At 69.0% G+C, this 6,573-nt stretch carries 7 protein-coding genes and 1 tRNA gene; 4 read left to right on the top strand and 4 right to left on the bottom strand.

The window, feature by feature from the left end:
- Positions 1–1,122 (top strand): tyrosine-type recombinase/integrase (locus HCK04_RS37175; RefSeq protein ID WP_277351613.1); only part of this gene is annotated, 1,122 nt, incomplete at its 5' end.
- 157 nt (positions 1,123–1,279) lie between these two features.
- Positions 1,280–1,747 (top strand): hypothetical protein, encoded by a 468-nt coding sequence (locus HCK04_RS37170; RefSeq protein ID WP_142652027.1) that lies wholly within the window; start codon positions 1,280–1,282, stop codon positions 1,745–1,747.
- A 285-nt stretch (positions 1,748–2,032) separates the two neighbouring features.
- On the opposite strand, the gene HCK04_RS37165 is transcribed toward HCK04_RS37170, so the two are convergent.
- Positions 2,033–2,105 (bottom strand) — tRNA-Arg (locus HCK04_RS37165).
- Between the two features lie 160 nt (positions 2,106–2,265).
- Between HCK04_RS37165 and HCK04_RS37160 the strand changes: the two genes are divergently transcribed.
- Together HCK04_RS37160 and HCK04_RS37155 are read left to right on the top strand one after the other, a co-directional pair.
- Positions 2,266–2,847: a hypothetical protein gene (locus HCK04_RS37160; protein ID WP_142652025.1), complete on the top strand. Its 582-nt coding sequence runs from the start codon at positions 2,266–2,268 to the stop codon at positions 2,845–2,847.
- Between the two features lie 130 nt (positions 2,848–2,977).
- The gene (locus HCK04_RS37155; RefSeq protein ID WP_142652023.1) at positions 2,978–4,096 is read left to right on the top strand and encodes a M15 family metallopeptidase; all 1,119 of its coding nucleotides are present in this window, start codon (positions 2,978–2,980) and stop codon (positions 4,094–4,096) included.
- A gap of 232 nt (positions 4,097–4,328) precedes the next feature.
- On the opposite strand, the gene HCK04_RS37150 is transcribed toward HCK04_RS37155, so the two are convergent.
- From HCK04_RS37150 to HCK04_RS37140, 3 genes are all read right to left on the bottom strand, one after another.
- Positions 4,329–5,120, bottom strand: coding sequence for an SAF domain-containing protein (locus tag HCK04_RS37150; RefSeq protein WP_142652021.1), 792 nt, complete (start codon positions 5,118–5,120; stop codon positions 4,329–4,331).
- Positions 5,121–5,334: 214 nt separating this feature from the next.
- Positions 5,335–6,141, bottom strand: coding sequence for an S-methyl-5'-thioadenosine phosphorylase (locus HCK04_RS37145; RefSeq protein WP_142652019.1), 807 nt, complete (start codon positions 6,139–6,141; stop codon positions 5,335–5,337).
- 62 nt (positions 6,142–6,203) lie between these two features.
- Complete coding sequence (locus HCK04_RS37140; protein ID WP_142652017.1) at positions 6,204–6,545, bottom strand: FmdB family zinc ribbon protein; 342 nt, start codon at positions 6,543–6,545, stop codon at positions 6,204–6,206.
- Positions 6,546–6,573: the final 28 nt, after the last annotated feature.

Genomic DNA, 6,573 nt, shown 5'->3' with positions numbered 1-6,573 from the left:
TTGAGCTTCGCTCAGGAGTACGTGGCGCGACGCTGGAAGGCATCGGCGGCGCGTACTCGGGAGACCGACACGTACGCCCTGATGGCTCTCGTCCCTGCCTTCGTCAAGGACCTGCCGGGTAAGCCTGACGATGCGGAACTGCGTGAGGTGCTGCGAGATCACGCCCTGCTCCCGGCAGACCGGCGCGCGGAGCTGCCCAGAAACCGGGCGGCGGTCCTGCGCTGGCTGGAAACCGCGTCGCTTCCGCTGGCCGACCTGCAAGAGGCCGGCGTTCTCCGGCGTGGCCTCGATGCAATCTCCGTGACCTTCGCCGGTAAGAAGGCGGCGGCGAACACCGTCCTGCGTAAGCGAGAGGTCCTCAATCACCTCCTGGAGCTCGCCGTTGAAGAGAAGGTCTTGCCCTCCAACCCGCTGCGCGAGATCAAGTGGACTCCGCCCAAGTCGACGGAAGCCGTCGACCCTCGGACGGTGGTCAACCCTCGTCAGGCGGGGGCGCTGCTCGCCGCGGTGAGCTACGTCGGCCGCTCGCGCGGGCCGCGCATGATGGCTCTATACGCGTGCATGTACTACGCCGCGCTGCGCCCGGAGGAGGCCGCGGGCCTCCGGCGGGAGAACTGCCAGTTGCCCGATGAGGGCTGGGGCATGCTGACGCTGGAGAAGACTCGCCCACAGGCGAACAAGCGCTATACCGACTCGGGGGAGGCACACGACGAGCGTGGCCTTAAGCATCGGGCCGAGCGGGAAACCCGCCCGATCCCGATCCCGCCGGTCCTGGTGGCGATCCTCAGAGAGCACATCAAGCGGTACGGCGTGGCCGACGATGGCCGGCTGTTCCGCACCGCCAAGGGCCGCCCCTACACCGCCTCGGCGATCTCTCGGATCTGGCAGGAGGCGCGGGCGATCGGTTTCGGGCCGGAGCAGGCGGCCTCGCCGCTGGCTGCTCGGCCGTACGACCTTCGGCACGCGGCCGTCTCGCTCTGGCTCAATATCGGCGTTCCGGCAACCGAGGTCGCCCAGCGTGCCGGGCACAGTGTGGAGGTTCTCCAACGCGTCTACGCCAAGTGCGTGGAAGGCCAGGCACTCCAGGCGAACAACAAGATCACAGCCGCTCTGGACGACTGAGACAGGGTTACCTTGGAAGGGCCTCGGGCTACCCGGGGCCCTTCGCTTTCGCGGGACGTGGGGGTTAGTGCCAGCGGTCGTTGATCGCTCTGCTGGGTTGTCGTACCTGCCTGCTTTGATCCCTGATGCGGGCTCCGAGCGTGAGATGAGGTGCGGCGTGGCTGAATGCCTGACGAGTTTCGTAGAAGAGATCAAGGATCTCTACGGGGGCTTCGACATCGTAGACGGCGACAGCGGTGACGATCTGACCGTGTCGTCGACGACAGAAGCGCGGGAGGACTACTGGTGGATCGAGACTGACGACAAGTTCTTCCTTTGCAGCGCGGACAGGGAAAGCAGCGTCTACGTGCGGTTCGAATTGTGGAGCGGTCCGCCCCCGGCTGTCGATCCCTCCTGGGAGCGCTCGTGGAGCGGCCGGGTGCGCGTGCCATCAGGCAAGGTCCAGGCGCGCGAGTACCTCGGGGGTGACAACCATAAGACGTTCGACCTGGGATGCGCTGATGTCGAATGGTCGGTCGAAGTGCACGCGAAGACGCTAGAGAACGACGTCGATCCGGACTTTCCGCCTGACATCTTTCGCGTAGAGCTGTTCAAGCTGCGTTTCTGGCGCTACGACCCTCGATGAGGGCGCGGACCACCCTGCGCGTACCCCGGTCCCATGCGACCGTGACAGCCGACCGTCTCGCTGTGGTTGAACGCGGGCGTTCCGGCAGCCGAGGTGGCCCAACTGGCGGGGCGCAGCGTGCCTCTTCGCATGTGCGGCCTGACCTGGGGAAACACCTGTAAGATCATTTCGCGTATATTTCGCGATCACTGACATGCAGCTGCCTACGGCTGCATCTCACTGCGCAAGATCACGAGATGGATTCGGAGAAGCCCCAGGTGGGGGCCGTTTCGGCTGATCAAAGAGTGCCCCCGGCAGGATTCGAACCTGCGGCACCCGCTTTAGGAGAGCGGTGCTCTATCCCCTGAGCTACGGAGGCGCATGATGTGCACCAGTAAGCCTAGCGAAAGGTTGGGCCCGCTCGCGCCTCCCCAGGGGTGTCGTTTCGTGGTGCGCCGGTCATCGGCGGGCTGACCTGCGGTAAAGCGATGGCAAGTGGTCGTACGCCGGTCAGGGGAGGGGGATTACCGTCGCTGGCCGTGACCCTAACGCGACGTGGATCCGCGCGCAGGCTGCGATCGGTGCTGCTCGTCGCGGCGCTGCTCGCGCCGGCGATCCTTGCCTCGGGCATGCTCATGGCCGACTTCACCGGCTATGGGGAGCGGGCGCGGGCTCAGTTATCGGGCAGCGCGGCCGTACGCGCGGCACCGGCTCGGGCGGCGGACCAGAAGCGCGCCGAGACCACTGCCGAGACCGGGGGAGATCGGGCCCCCGCCGGAACGCCTGCTGCGCGGCCCGCCATGCCACCAACGGTGGACGGCCGAGAAGCTCAGAGGATCCACGTGATCACGATGGCGGGGACGAGACCCCTGCTGAATCCGACCCCGGTGCCCGCGCCGCCCGGTCCCGCGCGTCTCTACGAGGGGGTCGTACGGATCCTTCCGATCGCCCGGCCCGTCCAACGGATCATCCACACGGCCACGACGCCGAAGGCGAGCCGGCCGACGGAGGAGCCGGAGCCTCACGAGGAGGAGACGTTCACGTGCGAGCCGGAGTGGCGGGACACGTGGCTGTGGGAGCTCTGCCGGGAGCATGAGAGCCAGCCCGAAGGCGGGCGATGAGCTGGGAAACGCGCAAATGCGACGTGTCCGGTCGATAGCACTTATGCGAACCGGGGCTCGGGCACACAGGGCGCTGTAGTAACGTGCGTCCCTGACCCAGGTCAAGAGTTCGCAAACGGGGGAATCGATCGTGTCATCTCCTCGATCAGCCAGGCTGATCGCGGTCGTCACGGCGATGACTTCGCTGACCGTCTCCGCACCGTACGGCACGGCCGCGCCGGCCTTGGCCGACACCACGACCGCGAAGGTCCGTACGGCGTCCGCGGGGGAAAGCGTAATGACGCTCGACAAGGAGCCCACCACGCTGACCGAGCTGCGGCGGGAGGCTCAGAAGGCGTACAAGTCGATCGAGGACGCGAACCGGGCACTGGTGGCGCGGCAGAAGAAGTTCGGCACCGTCGAGAAGGCGCTGGCGGCCAAGTTGGAGAGTCTCCAGCAGGCCACGGCGGAGCTCAACAAGATGCGCAAGCCGCTGTCGGACCTCGCCTCGTCGATGTATCAGGACCCCTCGCTCGACGGGCTCAGCCCGTTCTTCAGGGCGGGGAACGGCACGGAGACGCTCCGGAGGATCGCCGACCTCGACCACATCGTCGCCGGACGGAACAACGTGCTCGGCGACGCGGTGAAGCTCTTGGAACGGCAGCAGCGGCTCGCAGAGGAGGCGCAGGAGCTCCGGGCGGCCAGCCTCCTGCAGGAGGCGCAGCTGAGCGCGCAGGTCGCCGCGTTGCGCAAACGCTCCAGCTCGCTGGTGCGGTCGCTGACCAAGGCGCTGATCAAACTTGGTGTGAAGATCAGCAGCAAGGGGGCGGGCGGCTGCGACCCGACCAGGATCGGCCAGGCGGAGCAGTACCCGAACGGCCTGCTGCCCCAGACCATCCTGTGCCCCCTGCCGCAGGCCGGGGAGGAACTGCGGGCGGACGCGGCGATCGCCTTCGCCGATCTCAACATCGCTTACAAGAAGCGCTTCGGCACCTCGATGTGCATCTCGGACAGCTATCGCAGTCTGAGCGAGCAGCAGTCCATCTACTATCGGCGGCCCGGTTTCGCCGCCACTCCGGGCAAGAGCAACCACGGGCTGGGGCTCGCGGTCGACTTGTGCGGCGGGGTGCAGAACTTCCGGTCTGTCCAGTTCAACTGGCTGGAGGCCAACAGCAAGCGGTATGGCTGGATACACCCCGACTGGTCGTATCACAGCCCCTTCGAGCCCTGGCACTGGGAGTACGATCCCCAACTTGGCGCGAAACTCTGACGATCGCCCTCGGCCGAGCAACCTCGGCGCCGGGCGTTACGCCGGGTCCGAGGAGACGTTTCGGCAGGTCACGCGTGACCAGCGGGCCTGACGGCAGGCCGGGGCGGCGACGACGGACGCCCCCTGCACGCCGCAGGTGACCACCGCCTGATCGGCCCCGCTGCCGTTCTGACAAACCCCGGGCGCGCTCCGCCGCCCGGGCAAAGCCCCTCCACAGCCTGGGCACAGTCCGTCAGTGCGGGTGGATGGTCATCGACAGCCTGCCCTGTGCCTGGGCTTGGGCGAGCTGGGCCGCCTGCGCCGGGGTCGTGGCCAGCACCAGCAGCGCGCCGCCGTCCGTACGGCCGGGTGGCCGGGCGATCACCCGCACCTCCCGGGCGACGGTCCTGGCCTGGAAAGGCCCGTCCTCGAAGGCCGCCAGGACGTCGATCACGTCTCCCGGCGACAGCAGGCGGGCGGCGTCGGGATCGGCCATCCTGACCGGCGTCGCGACCAGACCCGGTTCGATGGCTGGCGTTCCCGCTCGCGCAGCCGACGCATCGGCTTGCGGGTCCGGCGCCCCTGGTGCCGCGGCCGGGCCGCCGCCGGCTGAGCCGACGTCCGCCGAATCACTGTCGGCCGCGCTGCCACTGGCTGAACCACCGTCGGCCGGGTCGCCGCCGCCCGAGCCGCCGCCGGCTTGGCCGCCGTACGCCTGCCCGGCCAGGGTCTGGCGGAACAGGGCCGAGCCGAGCAGCCGGGCGTCGGTGAGGAGCTCGCCTCGACGCAATGGACCGGCGAGCACGCGGCCCGAGACCGGGGTGCCCGGCGCGTACGCCCCGGCGGGCACCGCATCGGGCGGGAGCCGTACGACCACGACGTCGGCGGCTGCCAGACGGCCTCCGGGGAGATCGCGGGCGGCGGCGAGGACCTCCACCCCGTCAGGGGTGCGGACGGCCAGCAGCACGCAGGCCACCGCCAGACCGGCGAGGACGGCGGCGATCGGACGGCGACGGCGCGTCCTCAGCCGCTTCAGATCACGCATGACCATCTCGGTTTCGCCTCTCGCCTCCTTGCGAGCCTCCTTGCAAGCCTCCTCGCGAGGGCCGGTTGCATCGTGGACGCTTCACGCCGATGGCCCCCATGGATCGCCTGTCCAGGCGATGCCCCGGCGGCGGTGGCGCGCCGCCGGTTCCGCCGCCGGTTCCGCCGCCGATCGCGCGGCCGGACAGGGCCGTACGGCATGGCACGCATCGGCGTCAGGGGAGCTCGATCGGCAGCTTGATCCCGTCGAGGGCGTTGCCGCAGGGGCAGATGCGCTCCTCCGGAAGGGCCTCGACGACCTGCGCGACAAGCGTGCGCATCCGCTCCACGTTGGCGGCGAAGAAGGCCAGCACTTCCTCGTGGGTGACCCCCTCACCGGCCTCCACACCGGCGTCGTGGTCGGTCACGAGGGCGAGGGTCGTGTAGCAGAGGGCGAGTTCGCGGGCGAGCACGGCCTCGGGGTGCCCGGTCATGCCGATGATCGACCAGCCCGCCCCCGCGAACCACTTCGACTCGGCCCGGGTGGAGAACCGGGGCCCCTGGACCACGACCAGAGTGCCGCCGTCGACCGTGTCCCAGCCCGTCTCGCGGGCAGTGGCCACGGCGGCCGCCCGGCCGGAGGGGCAGTAGGGGTCGGAGAACGACACGTGGACCGCCCCGCCCGCGTCGTAGTAGGTCTGCTCGCGGCCCTGCGTGCGGTCCACGAGCTGGTCGGGGATCACGAGGGCGCCCGGGCCGATCTCCGGGCGCAGGGACCCGACCGCGCTGGGCGCGAGCACCTGGCGTACGCCGAGGGAGCGAAGGGCCCACATGTTCGCCCGATAAGGGATGCGGTGGGGAGGGAAGGTGTGGCCGCGGCCGTGCCGGGGGACGAACGCGACGGTTCGGTCGCCGATGCGGCCCACGGTGATCGTGTCACTCGGCGGGCCGTACGGCGTCGTGATGTCGATCTCTTCGGCGTCCTCAAGCAGGGAGTAGAACCCCGAGCCGCCGATGACCCCGATGTCTGCGCGATTGACCATGGGCCGACACTAGCGAACGGCGCAGCACGTCCGGCGCGTGCCGTCGGCCCCTGTGGATAACCTCAGGCGGCGGCGGTCGAACCGGACGACGACGTGCTCGACGAGGAGGCGCTCGACGACGAGGACGAAGACGAGCTCGTGGAGGTCGCGGGCTCCTTCTTGCCGGAGTCGCCGGACGACTTCGAGGACGTCGTCGTCGTGGTGGCCGTGGTCGTGGACGAGCTCGAAGAACGGCTGTCGGTCCGATAGAACCCGGAGCCCTTGAACACGATGCCAACCGCGGAGAAGACCTTGCGCAGCTTGCCCTGGCAGGCTGGGCACTCCGTGAGCGGGTCGTCAGAGAACTTCTGGACGGCCTCCAGCTGCTCACCGCAAGCGGTACAGGCGTACTGGTAGGTAGGCACTCGCTCCTCCTGAGACTGGCACTCGACC

The sequence above is a fragment of the Microbispora sp. CL1-1 genome (assembly GCF_012034195.1).
GTDB lineage: Bacteria > Actinomycetota > Actinomycetes > Streptosporangiales > Streptosporangiaceae > Microbispora.
The sequence above is the reverse complement of the archived record's forward strand: the minus strand, read 5'-3'. Positions and strand labels throughout refer to the sequence as shown.

What these genes read in the sequence shown, in the direction of transcription:
- HCK04_RS37145 (WP_142652019.1), bottom strand. Translation starts at nt 6,141, where the DNA reads ATGGTCAATCGCGCAGACATCGGGGTCATCGGCGGCTCGGGGTTCTAC.
- HCK04_RS37150 (WP_142652021.1), bottom strand. Translation starts at nt 5,120, where the DNA reads ATGCGTGATCTGAAGCGGCTGAGGACGCGCCGTCGCCGTCCGATCGCC.